Raw genomic sequence first — 16,332 nt, 5'->3', positions numbered from 1 at the left:
CTACATGCGTAAAGGAAGGTCGTCGTGGCGCGTTTTTCCCGATCAGATTTTACCCTCGAGGGTTTTCGACGCCAGTTGGCCCATGTTGATGCGTTGCCTCAACTGTGCGTATTGGGGTTAGTGTCGGGGATCATTACGGGGGCGGCGATGGTCGCCTTCCGGCTACTGCTCGAAGCGGGGGCAGTGTTTTATATGCCGGATGGAAACCCGGAAGGATTTGAAGGTCTGCCTCCGTGGCTGCGCTCACTGCTGCCTATTATTGCCGTTAGCGTGCTGGGTCTGCTGCTTTATCGGCAAAAAGCCACTGCCCAAAAGATGGGGGTAGGGCACGTTATTGAGCGCCTCTCTTATCACCAGGGCCGCTTTCCAATGCGAAACTGGCTGAATCAATGGTGGGTGGGGGTGGTGTCGGTTCTTGGTGGGCTCTCTGCCGGGCGGGAAGGCCCGGCTATTCATTTAGGCGCTGCCGCGTCAAGCGGGCTGGGAGTTAAGCTTCGGTTGCCCAATAACAGCCTGCGCGTTTTGGTTGCCTGTGGAACGGCGGCGGGGATTTCAGCATCGTTCAATACACCGGTTGCCGGGGTCATCTTCGCCATGGAAGTCGTCATGATGGAGTATACCCTGATGAGCTTTATGCCGGTGATTTTAGCCTCTACGATGGCGGCGCTCATTGCGCAGATGGTGTATGGCAATGAGCCGGCTTTTCGTATCCCCGAGGTCGTGCTGGGTTCGCTCATGAATTTACCGTGGGTCATTGTACTCGGCCTTGTGGTCGGGCTATTGGCGGGGCTGTTTATTCATATTTCACGTAACAAACGCATGCAGGCATGGCCGTTATGGCTTCGTTTGGCTTGTGTGGGTGTGGCGACCGGGGTTGTGGCCTGGTGGTTTCCGCAGGTTCAGGGAATTGGCTACGACAGTGTAGCGGCGGCGCTTAATAATCAGTTGGACATTAACGTGTTGCTGGCGCTGATGATTGCCAAGCTTTTAATTACCGCCCTGACCGTATCGGGTGGCGTACCCATCGGAATTATTGGCCCCACGCTGGTGATTGGCGCAGCGACAGGCGCGCTGGGCGGTATATTGGGTGGCTGGCTATGGCCTGATAAAGCCTCAGACCCTGGCATTTACGCCATGTTAGGTATGGCGGCCATGATGGGGGCGGTGTTGCAAGCGCCGCTTGCGGCGTTAATGGCGCTGTTGGAGCTTACTCATACACCTCATGTCATGTTGCCGGGTATGTTGGTGGTAGTCGTTGCTTGCTTGACCTCGCGCCAGCTTACCGGTTGTGAAGGATTTTTTATTAGCTCCGTACGCTATGGGCTGCACCCGCTTCAACAGCCCTTAATGCAGGCGCTTTCCCGCGTGTCGGTGCCTGCGGTGATGGAGCGAAGCCTGGTACGTACTGAGCGCAAGGTAACGTTTGAGCAGGCACGAAAACTACTGGAAACCAACCCTGTCTGGCTGATTATTGAGCGTTCAAATGAAGAAAAATCGGTACTAGCATCAAAAGCGTCGGCGCTGGCGCGGTGGCTTTTGGAGCACGATGAAGCGCTTGATGGCGATGCTCCTCCTGATAATGAATCCGTCGATTTACTGGAAATTCCGGGCCAGCGCCTGGAACTTGCGCCGATTGGCCTACAGGCCACCCTGTCAGAGGCGTTTGTAAAGCTTCAAGACGATGCCTTGGGCGCGCTTTATGTCGTGCACGGTTATCGGCCAAAGCGGCAGCGAATTTCAGGTATCATCACCCGTGGTGCCATTGAGCGTTATTATTACTATTCTGACCCAAATACCCGTACTGACCCGAAAGCGAATGATTCGCCCGTATAAGGAGAGACAATGTATCTATGGTTGAAGGCCCTGCATTTAATGACCATGGTGACTTGGTTTGCCGCCCTGTTTTATTTGCCGCGGCTGTATGTGTATCACGCCATGGCACGGGATAAAGGCGACGATCAAGCTATCGCCTATTTCAAAACCATGGAGCGTAAGCTTTATCGCGGCATCATGACGCCTTCCATGATACTGGTGCTTATCTTTGGCGGGGCGATGCTGTACCTGGTGCCCGGCTGGTTCAGCCAAGGCTGGATGCACGTTAAACTCACCTTTGTGGTATTGCTGATCGCCTATCATCACGTCTGCCTGATTTACTTAAAGCAGTTTGCCCAGGATCGCTGTACGAAAAGCCACACGTTCTTTCGCTGGTTCAATGAAGCGCCGGTGATTGCGCTAGTGGCGATTATTCTACTTGCCGTTGTGAAACCTTTTTGATGCGCCAACCTCTTTCACCGGTTGTTTTAGTACTGGCGGGCCATGACCCGACGGGCGGAGCGGGTTTGGTTGCAGATAGCGAAGCCATTGCCGCCTGTGGCGGTTGGGCAGTGACGATTCCCACCGCGTTAACGGTGCAAAACTGCCATAACGTGAGCCATGTCGTTCCGGCAGACCCAGCATTGATGCGCCAAATGGCAGAGGCGCTCAGCGGGATGCAGATTGCAGCGATCAAACTGGGCCTGTTGGCAGATGAGGCAACGCTAAGGGCGGCCGAGCAGATTATTCGCCGTTTTCCAGGCATCCCAGTTGTGGCCGACCCGGTACTTAAAGCTGGTGGTGGCACTGAGTTATCCACACCCCAATTGCAACGGCTCTATGCGAATCGCCTGCTACCGCTTGTGGATATCTTAACCCCCAACCGTTATGAGCTTAAGCAGCTCACCCCTGAGATTGACGGCCCCTTGGATGATACGGCGCGCGCCGTCGCGCTTTTATCCCAGGGTTGTCAGGCTATTTTAGTAACCGCGACCGATGAGCCTGTTCCAGGTAACGAGCAGCAGGTTGTTAATACGCTGCACTCGCCGGATACCACGCGCCAATGGCAGTGGCCACGCCTGCCGGAACGGTTTCACGGCTCAGGCTGCACCTTGGCATCTGCCATTGCGGCACGCCTGGCCGCCGGTGAGCGTTTGTCGACGGCCTGTGAACAGGCCCAGCACTTTACCTGGGAGAGTCTGTCTCATGGATATCAGCCGCCTAGTGGGCAGTGTTTACCTAACCGCTTGCCACGGCCGGTTCGCTTTTGATTTTATTCGCGCTATGCCATTGATATTGAGGACGCCATGACCACATCTGCTGAACTGTTTGAGCTTGCTAGCCGCCATATTCCAGGTGGCGTAAATTCGCCGGTACGTGCGTTTAAAGGCCTGCACCGTCCGCCGGTATTTATGGAGCGCGCCCAGGGCGCTTATCTGTTTGATGTGGAAGGCAACCGCTACGTGGACTATGTAGGTTCCTGGGGCCCAATGATTACCGGTCACGCGGACCAGGATGTTCTGGCGGCGGTACGTGCTCGTTTGGATAACGGTCTCTCGTTTGGTACCCCGACCGCGGTTGAAACCACCATGGCAGACCTGATCTGCGAAATGATCCCCACCATGGAAATGGTGCGCATGACCAGTTCTGGTACGGAAGCCACCATGTCGGCGATCCGCTTGGCACGCGGCACCACCGGGCGCGATAAGATCGTTAAGTTTGAAGGTAACTATCACGGCCATTCAGATTCGTTGCTGGTAAAAGCGGGCTCTGGCGCGCTCACCCATGGCGAGCCCAGCTCGCCAGGTGTTCCCGCGTCACTTGCCGAGCACACCATTACGCTCTCCTATAACGATATTGAAGGTGTTGAAGCGTGCTTTGCTGAAATCGGCGACCAGATTGCCTGCATCATCGTTGAACCTGTCGCGGGTAACATGAACTGTATTCCTCCCCAGCCGGGTTTTTTGGAAACACTGCGCCGGGTGTGTAACGAACATGAAAGCATCCTGATTTTCGATGAAGTCATGACCGGGTTCCGCGTTGCACTGGGTGGTGCTCAGGCACATTACGGCATTACCCCCGATTTAACGTGCCTGGGTAAGATTGTTGGTGGCGGTATGCCAGTAGGCGCGTTTGGCGGCAAGCGCGAGATTATGCAAAACATCTCCCCCTTGGGGCCGATTTATCAGGCAGGTACGCTGTCGGGTAACCCTTTGGCGATGGCGGCAGGTGTTGCGTTATTAACCAAGCTCCAGGTCCCTGGCTTTCATGACGCGCTTTCTCAGCGGGTTGAAACACTTTGCAGCGGCCTGAAAGAGCGTGCTAATGCGGCAGGTGTCTCAATGATGACACAGTCAGCGGGTGGCATGTTTGGGCTGTTTTTCACCTCTCAACGCCGTGTGGATAACTTTGCCCAGGCTACCGCGTGTGACCCCGAGGCGTTCCGCCGCTTCTTTGGCGCGATGCTGGATCACGGCGTTTATCTGGCCCCTTCGGCGTTTGAAGCAGGCTTTATGTCGAGCGCTCATACGCCTGAGGATATCCAATTTACGTTGGACGCTGCAGAAAAAGCCTTTAGTGTTATGTAACTCAATGTAACTGAAAGACGTTGCTCTGCTAAACTATTAAAGCCGCTCATGCCGAGCGGCTTTATCGTTAGTGAGGTCGCTACCATGCAACAACAATTATCGACTCTTCCAAAGGTTTTTATAGCGGTGTTTGCTATGGGGCTCTCCGTTAGTACCTTTGCCTCTGAGGAGCAGAGCATGAGCCAGATCCATATTGCGATGGGAGGAACGCCTGGTGCTGAGTTCTCCGCACATTGGCGCATCACTCACGATGGTCAAACTACCGAGCATATTGAAGAGCACGGTACGGTACCCAAAGAGTATACGTTTATCGGGTCGTCGCTTGAGGGTACGGTGACATTATTAAGTGATAGCCAGCGCCTGGATGTGGATATTCAGAAAGGCGGCAACCGCTCGCGTTCATCTACCCAAGGGCTAGGGTCAACGGTAACGGTCGGGGTTCGTTAACCCATTTTTAAGGTATTTTCTATAAACATTAAAAAACCGCCCCGAGTGGGACGGTTTGGATGCGTACGCCCTATGCTTAATGGCCTTGGCTTACTGTATTAAGGTTGCCATGGCCATAGGTCACGATGCTGGAGGTATGAGCACCGCCCCAGAAAGTACCGCTTTGGGTAACGTTATGCACGTTACCGCTGCCTTGGGTATTGATATAGGAGTCATGCCCACGGCCAGACTGCATGACGTCATGAGTATTATGGTTGCCACTGGCTAAAATGGTGCTTTCAAGTGAGTTACCATTCTGGCTAACGTTGGCCACATTATGATCACCGTTTAGGTGAGCGTAGCTATCGTTATCATTGCCAATCTGAGTAATGGTTGCTTCATTGAAGCTGCCGATTTCTTCAACGACGGACTTGTTCTCAATGCCTTCCTGAGTAATGGTCGCTTCATTGCCGTAACCCTGCTGGTAGGCATAGCTATCGTTAAATAGGCCACCCTGAGCCACACTGACGTCATTGGAAAAGCCAGTTTGTGTTGCCACAGAAATATTTTCAAAACCTTCCTGATCAACGGTCGCTTCATTGTTGCGACCTTGCTGGTAGGCATAGCTATCGTTAAGACGGCCATTCTGAGTCGCACTAACGTTATTGGACAAGCCAGTTTGCGTTGTCACAGAAATATTTGTAGCACCGTCCTGATCAACGGCTGCATCGTTATTAAAGCCTTCCTGGTATACGGTTGAGTTGTTCCACGCGCCTAATTGAGTAACGCCCGCCGAGTTTCCGCCACCAATCTGGTCAATACCCGAGTTGTTCTGGCCAGGCTGTGTTGTTGCCACTCCTGAAATATCATCTTGTGAAACGGTGGTGGCGTTACCGCGACCTTCTTGATACACACGTGAGGTTTGCGTGCCCCACTGAGTGATAGTGTTGGTATTGCGATCACCATCCTGGTAAATAGTTGAGTCACTGCCTGCAAACTGTGCGAAAGCAGCCGTGCTCATAGCGAAGGCAACGGCAGCAGCGATCGTTGTGATTTGGATTTTCATGATGTTTCCCCATCCTGTTATGCTTGCTTTGGTTGTTACTGAGACAACAGAAGTATTGCTCAGTAGGTTTCGACGGTGACTGGTCGTGTATAGCCAGAGAATGCTTGCTGTTCTATGCCTATGCTGCGATAGCCACTCCCCGATTGTGAAACGTGTATGTCGCTTCTTAATCCTGTCTGGGAAACATATGTTGCCTGTTCTTGCTGGCTCCCGGACTGGCTTATTTGGGTGTTGTGATAATTACCGTCTTGAAGAATAACGCCGTAATTTCTAGCACCAATTTGAGTGATTGAGGCTGTGTTCTTATTACCGTATTGGCTGATATGCGAGAAGTTACCGGCCTGGTAAGCAGCAGAGTAAGATTGTTTAACCGTTGCCCTGTTGTTATTACCTATCTGAGAAATAATGCTGTAGTTGCCTTGGTGGGTGTGTGGGTCAACCTGATTGAAATATTGCTCAATACGGTTTGTTTCCGCACTAGCATGCCCTGTAACGAATAAAAGTATCGTCATTAACAAAACAGTATTAACGTTTACTTTTTGAAGTAACGCTGAGAAATAATGAATGCTAGTGAGTTTGCGGATCATTTTTTCAGCTCTCAATGTTGGTGTTATTTTACTTTGGTACATTGAGTTTGGACTTTTTTTAATTTTTCGCCATCCATCTTTTTATTATTTAAATGACGTATTTATTAGTGCTTTTTTATGCCTTATTAATGATCTTTCTCATACGTTTAAATGGCAGATTGTTTTAACTATAAAGAAATCGGCTTAGCTTACGCTAAGCCGGGGGGAAGTTCCGTTTCGCTGAACCTTTCAGTCATAATAGATGGCTTTTTTTATGGAGAACATTTCTTATAGCATTGGAGTCGGTGAAGTTAAGTAATCAGATAAAATAGTTTCCCGAAAGTTTACGCCGTTTGAGAGGTTCCAAAGGCTATTCTCAACGCCACGAGCTACTAAATGAATAACGGCAGATTCAATGGCCGACATGACCGCTAATTGAACAGGTTCATTCGTGGTAATGCCTGCTTCAGCTTCTAATAAACGTCGGAAATCAATAAATCGATAAATACCAGCTCTTAACTCTTTGGAGTAGATGGTTTTTGTTGTAGTGACGTTAGCGAGTACTTCACCTGTAGATATCTCGACGGCTCGCAAGTTAACCGTTACTTGGTCAACCTGATACTGCCCTGAGGCGCCAATACCAAAGTACTCAGCGCCAGCTCCCCCTGTTCGCACGTTGGATTCATACGCAATAATGCCGCCTTCCAGCATTACCGAGGCCGCGCGTAGTGAAGGAAGCGAGTCGGGTTGGCCAAAGCGCTCAAATTCTGCACGAATGATGCGTCGCTCAGTGAGCAGGTTTTGTAACCCCACCCGCTCAAGGGGAATAAACCAGCCCGAGTCGGCCAGTGCACCGGTTAGCATTGCCGCTGCACCTTGGGTAACCGCTGTTGAAAACGTGCTGGCTGGGGCGGGCCGATATTGCCCGGTTTGATCTCTAAAATCATAAACCGATACAAAAATTTTGCCGGCAGGTGGTGGCAATGAAATGAGATCCTGATAGGTTGCCCCTCGGGGCGTAAGCGTAGCCTCAGCGCCTTCTAAATTTTCAGAGTTTGCGACCATGCCCACACATCCGCTGAGCAGCGCAAGCATTATAAGTGAAGCAATGAATTTCATGATGTTCCCCTGACTGCATCTAGGATATGAGAGAGGCTTTTAAGGCCTTATTGGTTTTTGGTTATTAAGTTTCGTGACTGGAGTAGGTTCAATGATTAAGGGTTAAATAAGCCACCAACGCTGATATTTGTCACATCGCCGGTCACTTTATCAATAACGCGTACAATCAATTGCCCACCTTCATCGCGTACAACCACACTAAATTCACCGCTGTCAAAAGACCCTTCACCGACATCGCCGGAGCCAACATCTGAAATAAGTTGTGAGATTAAACGGCTCTCCAGGTTTTGAATAAGTCGTTCGGTGGAGGAGATTGGTTCAATGCTTCTTGAATCCGGGTCTTTATTGGTATCTTGCGATTGAGCTTTACCCAATAGATAACTGCCCATAAAGGGGTCACCACCAAAAGAGGGGTTCAGGGGGCGATAAATCAATTCACCGGCAGAGGCCACTGGCGCTATCAGCGTGCTCAGCGCTATGGCTAGCAACGTGTGTTGGGTAGTTTTTATAGCGTTCATTAACGTATCTCCTCTCTTCCCAGGTCTTTGTCGGGGGTTAACGCTGACGCTATTTGTTGGCGTAGCAGCGCTTCTTCGACGATTTTTACCGCTTCTCCTGCGGCGCGATCCGCTTCATTGATCCTTGGAGAAAGCTGTGTGCGAAAATACATACGATTTCCATCCATCACCCATATTTGGCTGCCCCAGCGAGCATCGGGTCGTTCTTGGATTGTGATGGTGGCATTGCCAATAATCAGGTTGTCCATAGCGCGCTGGCTAAAGGCACGGTAAAACGTCTTTCCTGCCATGGTAATAGTGCGGTCTACCATCACTCCGGTCAGCTCGCTGCTGGCGCTTTTAATACTTTCTATTTCAGGACCATCGGGGCTCGATAATTGATTAATAGAATCAATTTCTTTTTGTTCGTTTAATCGCTCAGCATCTTCCTGGGAGAGTGTTTCACTGGCCATTAGTGGCGATAAAAAAAACAGTAGAAGTACGCAGAGTGGTGTTAAACAACGACGAAATGACATCATGATATAACCTCAAGCTAGTTGTACTATTAGTTTTTTAGCCCACGGGGTTTATCAATAGCCGGAAGAATAGGGCCTAGATTTTGATGAATCCAGTTCAAAGCCTGTATACGGTTATGCACATTTATCTTGCGAAATATATTATAAAGATGTGACTTAACCGTATGCTCGCTAACAAATAGTCGATCAGCAATTTGTTGGTTGGAAGAGCCTGCTTTTAGTAACGAAATAATTTCAATTTCTCGGTTTGTTAGTCCGCAAGTAGGTCTAAACGCGTTGTTCTGTGATTTACGATAAAAAAGAATCAGCCGAGCCATTAATTCACGCGACATCCATAGCTCACCGTCGAGCAAGGCGTGAACGCCTTTGCAAATAATCTCCAGGCTCTGTTCACGATAAAAAACGCCTTTTAAATGAGCACAGGAAAGCGCCTCTAACGCATGGTTCATGTTGCGAATATTGAACGCGGCAAGCGTTGCTTTTGATAACGCTTCAGGTAGCTGGTCCTGCCATTCAGGCAGTGCATCGCTATTGATGTGATCGCTATCGATGAGAAGCAGCAGCTTTCCTGGTGTATCCGCAGACAGGGCCGAATGACGCGAGTAAATGCTCACCTGATAGCCGGTGCGTTTATTTAAGTATTCCGCAAAAAGCTGAGATTGAGGACTCTGCTCGGTCAAGATATACACCAAGTCGGAGGACGGTTCCCTTTTCATGTTAAGGCCTTTGGTAAGGAGGAGTGAGCTAACGACGAAATAAGTGTTGCCTATAAGTGTAGTTTCGTAAAGTTTTGTTACTAGTATTTTTTTAAAATAATTCGCTCCCTTTAAGATATAAAACAATGAGTTTAATATAAATATATGTTTTTAATGATGTAATAAATAAATAGATGTTGTTTGTTAATCAAATCCTTATGTACATTTGGTAACATTTTGCTAGCCATAGTACGATTTTGTTAGGCGTACACTTACAGGCTGACGTTTGGAGAAAATGTGATGGCCACGGTAAATACCCTTGTTTTAGCAAGCGGCAATGCGGGAAAGCTTAAAGAGTTCAATCAACTGCTGGCCCCATTGGGGTTGGATGTTCGCCCGCAGGCAGATTTTGGCGTATATGATGTCGAGGAAACGGGGTTAACCTTTGTTGAAAATGCCCTGTTAAAAGCGCGTGAGGCGAGCCGGGTTAGCGGCTTACCGGCACTTGCCGATGACTCCGGTTTAGAAGTCGATGCGCTTTCAGGAGCGCCGGGGATTTATTCCGCGCGTTACGCTGGTGAGCCGAAAAGCGATCAGCGTAACAATGAAAAACTGCTGGCCGCGCTTAGCGACTGTGCAGAAGGCCAGCGCACCGGGCGTTACTGGTGCGTGCTGGTGTATTTGCGCCATCCTGCTGATCCGGTACCGGTGATTGTTCAGCACAGCTGGGAAGGGGAGTTACTTGCTCATCCACGCGGAGAGCGGGGCTTTGGCTATGACCCGCTGTTCTGGCTACCCGACCAGGGAATGAGCGTGGCGGAATTACCCAGTGAATTAAAGAATCGGCTAAGCCACCGTGGGCGGGCGCTTCAAGGATTGGTTGATATACTTAAGGTGGCACATGGCTAAGCCATTACCTCCGTTATCGCTCTATATTCATACGCCCTGGTGCGTACGCAAGTGCCCTTATTGTGACTTTAACTCTCATGAACCTGACGGTGAGTTACCCGAAGCGGCTTATTTAAAGGCACTACTTCATGATCTGGATGGCGATCTGGCATTAGCCGCTGGCCGTCAGATTCAGACCATCTTTATTGGTGGCGGTACGCCAAGCCTGATGTCGCCCGCGTTCTTTGAACGGCTGTTTAGTGGAATACGCCTACGTTTGCCCTTCGCGCCCAATATAGAAATCACCATGGAGGCGAATCCTGGCACTACCGAGCAGGCACGCTTTACGGGCTACCGCGAGGCGGGCATCAATCGTCTCTCGTTGGGTATTCAAAGCTTTCAGCCCGCTCAGTTGAAGGCATTGGGGCGTATTCACGGCGGTGAAGAGGCTATTACTGCGGTAGGCCAGGCGCGTGCGGCGGGGTTTGATAATATTAATATCGACCTGATGCATGGCTTGCCTGGCCAGACGCCCTCCCTGGCGCTTGAGGATATTGACCAGGCGCTTGCGCTGTCGCCGGATCATCTCTCCTGGTATCAGCTAACCCTTGAGCCGAATACCGCGTTTCATTCTCAGCCACCTGTTCTGCCTGAAGAGGAGGCGCTTTGGGATATTCAGGAGCTTGGTCATCAGCGACTGGAGCAGGCAGGCTTTGAACGCTACGAAATTTCAGCCTATGCAAAACCTGGTAAGCAGAGCCGGCATAATCTCAACTATTGGCAGTTTGGCGACTATCTGGGCATTGGCGCCGGTGCACACGGCAAGCTGACGACGATTGATCCGCAAGGGCAGTGGCATATTGAGCGGCGCTGGAAAACGCGCCAGCCGGATGCTTACTTACGGCGTGATAATGACCCACGCGGTTTCCTGGCGGGCAAGCAGCCTATCGCGGGGGACGAGTTGCCACTTGAGTTTTCCATGAATGCGCTTCGCTTAACCGAAGGCGTTGCCATGCATACGTGGTCGGCGCATACCGGCCAGCCGCAGGAAGCACTTTTAGCGCGTTTACACACGGCCGCCAAAAAAGGACTTTTGATGGAAATGCCCGAAAAGCTGCGTGCATCGCCTCAAGGTCTATTATTCTTGAATGAGTTGCTGGCCTTTATCAGCGACGAATAATTCAAGCGCAAAAATATACAAGGAGTGAGTGATGCGTATTTCTCGACTACTGACCCCATTGGCTGCTGCGATTTTAGTGGCAGGTTGTGCCACCTCTGATCCTTATGGTGGCCAGACACAACGTTCATCGACCGGCATGGGAACAGGGATTGGCGCGGCGGTAGGCGCGGCTGCGGGTGCACTTTCGGGTAGCGGAAGTACCAGCCGTCGTGATCGTGCCTTGATTGGTGCTGCCGTGGGCGCTGCTGCGGGTGCCGGTATAGGCGTTTACATGGACCGTCAGGAGCAGGAGCTTCGCCAAAACCTGCAGGGCTCGCGCATTGAAATCGACCGTCGCGGCGACGATATCGTACTGAATATGCCCAGCAGCGTAACGTTCGGGTTTGACTCCTCAGATCTAACCGGCGATGCGCGTAGCGCGCTCAATGAAGTGGCTAACGTGCTCAAGCAATACACCGATACGCGGGTTAATATTGCCGGCTTCACCGATAGCACCGGGGATGCCAGCTACAATCAGCGTCTCTCTGAGCGCCGAGCTCAGTCAGTGGGCAACTACTTAAGCCAAAACGGGGTATCCTCCTCGCGTCTTAACACCATGGGATACGGTGCTAACCAGCCGGTTGCCAGCAACGATACCGACCAGGGCCGGGCGCAAAACCGTCGGGTTGAAATCACCCTGACGCCAATCGGTAACGGCCAGGGCTAAGTAAGACATAACTCCCCCGCGCATTACCGTTTAAAGCCCGCTATGATCCATAGCGGGCTTTTTTTCGTTCACTTATCTGCGAGTTACCATGCTGTCTTATCAACACGCCTATCACGCCGGTAATTTTGCCGATGTACACAAGCATTTGACGCTCTACGCCGTCGTTGATTATCTATTACGTAAAAAAACACCTATTACATATATAGATACGCATGCGGGAAGAGGACTTTATCCGCTAGCCACCAAAGAGACGCAGCGGCTTCAGGAGTACCGTGAGGGCATTTGGCCACTATGGCACGAACGCGAGGTGCTCACCGACCCGTTACTCTGTGATTGGTTAAATGCCGTCACCAGCGTTCAGTCTGGTACCAGTGCGTTAACGCACTATCCCGGCTCCCCATGGTGGCTAAGCCAATCACTGCGCGAGCACGATAAGCTGCGCCTTTTTGAGCTTCACCCGGGTGAGCATGAGCACTTGAACACGCAGTCGCTTCCTCCTCAGGCAAAACGTATTTATGGCGACGGTTTAGCAGGTTTAACGGCCATGCTGCCGGTGTCTACCCCGCGGCTTTGTGTATTGATTGACCCTAGTTTTGAGCGTAAAGCAGAGTACCAGGAGGTGGTTGATACGGCGATATACACGCTTGAAAAGGCGCGCCACGCCATACTACTGATTTGGTATCCCCTGCTACCCGCCGGGCATCATCACGCGTTATTGGACGGGCTAAAGGCAAGCGGTATTCGCAAAATATGGCGCAGCGAGCTTTTGCTGCGTGCGCCGGGTGAGCAAACGCACGGTATGTACGGTAGCGGTATGTTGGTCGTTAACCCGCCCTGGGGGCTTGATGAGCGCCTGAAGACCGCAATGGCAGAGGTAACCCATTGCCTTGGAAGTGAAAGCCGCTTTGATGCGCAGTGGTGGGTTGAGGAGTAGCTGGGCACAATAAACGTTGAGTGAAAGCTGCCCGCTAGATCACCTCCTGCGTGGTTTTAACACGCTCCAGTACCACCATCGTTCTAAACCATTTGACGTTAGGATTACGGTGGAACAACAATGCCGCCCCCGCCGATCCAACAAGTGAGCGTATTACTTGCCGATGCAGAAACTGCCAAAAATCTCGCCCAGCAAGTCATCGGCGCTAAACTCGCCGGTAATTTCACTCAGTGCTTGCTGCGCGTCGCGTAGGTCTTCGGCCAGCAATTCTCCAGCGCCGTAGCCATCCAACTGGGCACGGCCGGTATCAAGCGCTGCCATTGCCCGGTCGAGGGCATCCAGGTGACGCCGACGTGCGGAGAAGCGTCCTTCGGTGGTTGCCGCAAAGCCCATCACGGTTTTCAAATGGTTTTTTAGGTTATCCACACCCGCACCGGTTTTGGCGGAAAGGCGAAGCGTGGGAGTGGCTGTGGATAAATCAATTCCAGCTTGCTCAGCGCTGGTATCGATTTTGTTACGTACCAACGTTAAACGGCTTTGATCAGGAAGGCGGGCGACAAACTCGGGCCAAATCATCATTGGGTCGGTAGCCTCCGTGGTAGAGGCGTCCACCAATAGCAGTACCCGGTCGGCTTTCTCGATCTCGGCCCAGGCGCGGGCGACACCGATTTTTTCAACGGCGTCCGGGGTATCGCGCAAACCCGCCGTATCAATAATATGTAGCGGCATGCCATCGATATGGATGTGCTCACGCAGCACGTCCCGCGTGGTGCCTGCAATATCGGTCACAATGGCGGTCTCTTGTTCGGTCAACGCGTTAAGCAGGCTGGACTTACCCGCATTGGGACGACCGGCAATGACCACGTTCATGCCTTCGCGTAACAGCGCTCCTTGGCCGGCGGCTTTGCGCACATCTCTAAGCGCTTGCTGAACACTTTCCAGACGCTTTGCAACATGACCATCCGCCAGGAAGTCGATCTCCTCTTCAGGAAAGTCGATGGCGGCTTCTACATAGACACGTAACTCGATAAGCCGCTCAACCAGGTGGGAGACGCGGGTAGAAAACTCACCCTGCAGCGAACGCACGGCATTTTCCGCTGCTGAGCGCGAGGTGGCATCAATCAAGTCGGCAATTGCTTCGGCCTGGGCAAGGTCGAGCTTGTCATTGAGAAAGGCCCGTTCGGAAAACTCACCAGGCCGCGCCAACCGCGCGCCCAAGGCCACACAACGCTCAAGCAGCATGTCCATGATAATGGGGCCGCCGTGCCCCTGCAGCTCCAGCACATCTTCGCCGGTAAAGGAGTGAGGGCCGTTGAACAGCAGCGCAATGCCTTCGTCAATAATGCTATCAGCGCCCTTAAAGGGGCCGTGATAGGCATGGCGAGGCGCCGGGCAGTGGCCGAGTACGGACTCTGCGATATCACGGCAGGCAGGTCCTGAGACGCGAATAATCCCTACGCCGCCACGCCCAGGCGGTGTCGCCAGAGCAGTAATCGTATCCTGGGTATAAAGTCGTTCAACCATGGCGCGCCTCATTAATGGATGCGTACATTGTGAATTTGTCGTCTCTAAAACGCCAGACCCCCGCACGAGGGCGGGGGTCTGGGAGCGTGGTTAACAAGGATTACTTGGTTCGCATTCCTTTACCAACACTGGGGTCTTTTTCGATACTACGCGTAATAAAGTACTGTTGCGCGACCGAAATGATGTTGTTGGTTACCCAGTAGATCACCAGACCCGCCGGGAACCACAGGAAGAAGAAGGTGAAGATAATCGGCAGCATCTTCATGATCTTCGCCTGCATGGGGTCCGGAGGTGTCGGGTTCAGCAGCTGCTGAACATACATGGATATACCCATCAGTATCGGCAGGATGAAGTAAGGATCTTTCACCGATAGATCGTGAATCCAGAAGATAAACGGCGCATGGCGCAGTTCTACCGACTCCAGCAACATCCAGTAAAGCGCGATAAACACCGGCATCTGTATGACGATGGGTAAGCAGCCACCTAAAGGATTGATCTTCTCCTTTTTGTAGAATTTCATCATCTCTTGAGACATTTTCTGGCGATCATCGCCATAAGTCTCTTTAAGACGCTGCATTTCCGGGCCCAATTTCCGCATGCGTGCCATTGACTTGTAAGCCTTGGCAGACAGCGGGAAGAGCACCAGCTTAACCACAACCGTCAGCAGAACAATCGACCAACCCCAGTTGCCCACGATGTCGTGGATCTTATCCAGCAACCAGAACAGCGGGTTGGCAATAAACCACAGCCAGCCATAGTCAACGGTCAGGCGCAGGTTGGGTGCCACTTGCTCAAGGTAGTCCTGAACCTTGGGCCCCATGTAGAGCGTGGCGCCCAGCGTCGCTTCACCTTCCGCCGCAATGTTGCTGGTAGGGCCAGCAAAAGCCACCACATTACGATTACTTGAGTCAGTGGTGACGTAGTAAAGGTTTTGCTGGTCTTGAGGCGGTGCCCAAGCAGAAACGAAGTAGTGCTGGATAAGCGCAATCCAGCCGCCCTGGGCTTCACGATTTTCAAAGTTACGGTTTTGAATATCTTCAAAATCGATCTTTTCATAACGTGCGTCTGGTGTTGAGTACGCTGCCCCAATATAGGAGTTCATACCCATGGCAACGCCGCTTGACGGGTCAGGGCTGTTATCACGCGCTAATTGGCCAATAAAACGAGCACTCACCGGCGCATCGGTATTATTGGCAATATAGTAATCAACATTGACCGCGTAATTTCCACGTTCGAACGTAAGACGCTTGATAATATCAACGCCGTTAACGTCTGCCCGTAAGTCAACGGTCAGCTGGTCATCATCATCTGCCAGACGATAGGCATTGCTTTCCGGGGTAAATTCAATACGACTTGCTTGCCCGTCCAGCTGTAGGCCGGAACGTGCAACATAGCTACGCATTGAATTATCCGAGAGCAACACATAGTTGCGTTCAGTATCCAGCGTCATTTTATGCTGAGGTAACGCAGCATAAATAATGTCGCCGCCGTGCGGGTCAATGCGCACGTCGAGAACATCGGTAGCCACCGCAATAAAGTCACGGCTTGATGTTTCGCTTTCAGTATCGCTTGCCAGCCCGTCGCCTACCGCACTGTTGGGTGCCGACGTTGACGGAACCGTCAGGTCGTTACTGCTTTCAGCATTGGCTGAGGGGGCATCGCTACTGCTTTGCGTAATTTCAGGCGTCGAGTCGTAATCTGTCGGCCCATAATCCTGATTCCACTGAATAACCAGTAGATAGGCAAGTACTGCCATTGGAATCAGTAAGAGAAGTCGTTTTACGTCCATGAGGGT

The 16,332-nt window shown here is 51.6% G+C and carries 17 protein-coding genes; 9 read left to right on the top strand and 8 right to left on the bottom strand.

The window, feature by feature from the left end:
* The first annotated feature begins 24 nt into the window (after positions 1–24).
* The 5 genes from CZ787_RS05580 (at position 25) to CZ787_RS05560 (ending at position 4,847) form a co-directional block, all read left to right on the top strand.
* Positions 25–1,833 carry a chloride channel protein gene (locus CZ787_RS05580; RefSeq protein ID WP_087107014.1) on the top strand — a complete coding sequence of 603 codons (1,809 nt, stop codon included), beginning with the start codon at positions 25–27 and terminating at the stop codon, positions 1,831–1,833.
* Positions 1,834–1,842: 9 nt separating this feature from the next.
* Positions 1,843–2,274 carry a protoporphyrinogen oxidase HemJ gene (gene hemJ / locus CZ787_RS05575; RefSeq protein ID WP_087107012.1) on the top strand — a complete coding sequence of 144 codons (432 nt, stop codon included), beginning with the start codon at positions 1,843–1,845 and terminating at the stop codon, positions 2,272–2,274.
* A complete protein-coding gene (gene thiD / locus CZ787_RS05570) occupies positions 2,274–3,083 on the top strand; it encodes a bifunctional hydroxymethylpyrimidine kinase/phosphomethylpyrimidine kinase (protein ID WP_087107010.1) in 810 nt (269 codons plus the stop codon). The genes hemJ and thiD overlap by 1 nt, the downstream gene beginning before the upstream one ends.
* A gap of 36 nt (positions 3,084–3,119) precedes the next feature.
* The gene (gene hemL / locus CZ787_RS05565) at positions 3,120–4,400 is read left to right on the top strand and encodes a glutamate-1-semialdehyde 2,1-aminomutase (protein WP_087107008.1); all 1,281 of its coding nucleotides are present in this window, start codon (positions 3,120–3,122) and stop codon (positions 4,398–4,400) included.
* 177 nt (positions 4,401–4,577) lie between these two features.
* Positions 4,578–4,847: a hypothetical protein gene (locus CZ787_RS05560; RefSeq protein WP_254908577.1), complete on the top strand. Its 270-nt coding sequence runs from the start codon at positions 4,578–4,580 to the stop codon at positions 4,845–4,847.
* A 76-nt stretch (positions 4,848–4,923) separates the two neighbouring features.
* Here CZ787_RS05560 and CZ787_RS05555 read toward each other — a convergent pair whose 3' ends face one another.
* The 6 genes from CZ787_RS05555 to CZ787_RS05525 form a co-directional block, all read right to left on the bottom strand.
* Positions 4,924–5,892, bottom strand: coding sequence for a curlin subunit CsgB (locus tag CZ787_RS05555; protein WP_176372175.1), 969 nt, complete (start codon positions 5,890–5,892; stop codon positions 4,924–4,926).
* 59 nt (positions 5,893–5,951) lie between these two features.
* Positions 5,952–6,521, bottom strand: coding sequence for a hypothetical protein (locus tag CZ787_RS05550; RefSeq protein ID WP_254908576.1), 570 nt, complete (start codon positions 6,519–6,521; stop codon positions 5,952–5,954).
* 225 nt (positions 6,522–6,746) lie between these two features.
* The gene (locus tag CZ787_RS05540) at positions 6,747–7,577 is read right to left on the bottom strand and encodes a CsgG/HfaB family protein (RefSeq protein WP_087106999.1); all 831 of its coding nucleotides are present in this window, start codon (positions 7,575–7,577) and stop codon (positions 6,747–6,749) included.
* 95 nt (positions 7,578–7,672) lie between these two features.
* Complete coding sequence (locus tag CZ787_RS05535) at positions 7,673–8,095, bottom strand: curli assembly protein CsgF (RefSeq protein ID WP_087106997.1); 423 nt, start codon at positions 8,093–8,095, stop codon at positions 7,673–7,675.
* Positions 8,095–8,613 carry a CsgE family curli-type amyloid fiber assembly protein gene (locus tag CZ787_RS05530; protein WP_303393862.1) on the bottom strand — a complete coding sequence of 173 codons (519 nt, stop codon included), beginning with the start codon at positions 8,611–8,613 and terminating at the stop codon, positions 8,095–8,097. Before CZ787_RS05530 ends, CZ787_RS05535 begins: the two co-directional genes overlap by 1 nt.
* A gap of 26 nt (positions 8,614–8,639) precedes the next feature.
* Entirely contained in the window at positions 8,640–9,326 is a 687-nt protein-coding gene (locus CZ787_RS05525; protein ID WP_087106995.1) for a LuxR C-terminal-related transcriptional regulator, read from the bottom strand.
* Positions 9,327–9,605: 279 nt separating this feature from the next.
* Between CZ787_RS05525 and rdgB the strand changes: the two genes are divergently transcribed.
* From rdgB to CZ787_RS05505, 4 genes are all read left to right on the top strand, one after another.
* Entirely contained in the window at positions 9,606–10,214 is a 609-nt protein-coding gene (rdgB, locus tag CZ787_RS05520) for an RdgB/HAM1 family non-canonical purine NTP pyrophosphatase (RefSeq protein WP_087106993.1), read from the top strand.
* On the top strand, positions 10,207–11,373 hold the full coding sequence (gene hemW / locus CZ787_RS05515; RefSeq protein ID WP_087106991.1) for a radical SAM family heme chaperone HemW: 1,167 nt from the start codon (positions 10,207–10,209) through the stop codon (positions 11,371–11,373). The genes rdgB and hemW overlap by 8 nt, the downstream gene beginning before the upstream one ends.
* A 31-nt stretch (positions 11,374–11,404) precedes the next feature.
* On the top strand, positions 11,405–12,079 hold the full coding sequence (locus CZ787_RS05510) for an OmpA family protein (RefSeq protein ID WP_087106989.1): 675 nt from the start codon (positions 11,405–11,407) through the stop codon (positions 12,077–12,079).
* 88 nt (positions 12,080–12,167) lie between these two features.
* Positions 12,168–13,013, top strand: a complete 846-nt coding sequence (locus CZ787_RS05505; RefSeq protein WP_087106987.1) for a 23S rRNA (adenine(2030)-N(6))-methyltransferase RlmJ — start codon at positions 12,168–12,170, stop codon at positions 13,011–13,013.
* Between the two features lie 153 nt (positions 13,014–13,166).
* On the opposite strand, the gene mnmE is transcribed toward CZ787_RS05505, so the two are convergent.
* A complete protein-coding gene (gene mnmE / locus CZ787_RS05500; RefSeq protein ID WP_087106985.1) occupies positions 13,167–14,537 on the bottom strand; it encodes a tRNA uridine-5-carboxymethylaminomethyl(34) synthesis GTPase MnmE in 1,371 nt (456 codons plus the stop codon).
* A 100-nt stretch (positions 14,538–14,637) separates the two neighbouring features.
* Positions 14,638–16,326, bottom strand: a complete 1,689-nt coding sequence (gene yidC / locus CZ787_RS05495; RefSeq protein WP_087106983.1) for a membrane protein insertase YidC — start codon at positions 16,324–16,326, stop codon at positions 14,638–14,640.
* Positions 16,327–16,332 lie beyond the last annotated feature (6 nt).

Source organism: Halomonas citrativorans (assembly GCF_900163645.1).
Taxonomy (GTDB): domain Bacteria; phylum Pseudomonadota; class Gammaproteobacteria; order Pseudomonadales; family Halomonadaceae; genus Vreelandella; species Vreelandella citrativorans.
This window is presented reverse-complemented; position numbering and strand designations above follow the sequence as displayed.